At 67.7% G+C, this 291-nt stretch carries 1 pseudogene; it reads right to left on the reverse strand.

Annotated features, from left to right (window positions below):
* A pseudogene (locus tag IF89_RS0136700) lies at positions 1-291 on the reverse strand (IS630 family transposase); the annotation flags it as partial.

The raw sequence follows: 291 nt of genomic DNA on the forward strand, positions 1-291 counted from the left end.
AGGCTGTGGTCGCCGCCCTTGCGGCGCCGGGTCACGCCCCACAGCTGGTCATCGCCCATCGAGTAGCAGCCGTGGAAGTAGCGGATGCCGTGGGTGCGGTGGCAGGTGGCCGGCAGCCGGTCCGGTTTGCTCTCTTCGGCCCAGCTGGAGCCGTGGCAGGGCCGGATCGGCAGCGGGCCGAACTGGTCGAAAGCGAAGCACCGGTCCGGGAAATGGCTGGTCACGTGCTCGATACGGTCGAGTTTGGCGTCCTTGTCGGGATCTTTGGACTCCTTCCAGGTGCGGGTTCGC

The organism is Streptomyces sp. NRRL F-2664 (assembly GCF_000719345.1).
Lineage (GTDB): Bacteria > Actinomycetota > Actinomycetes > Streptomycetales > Streptomycetaceae > Streptomyces.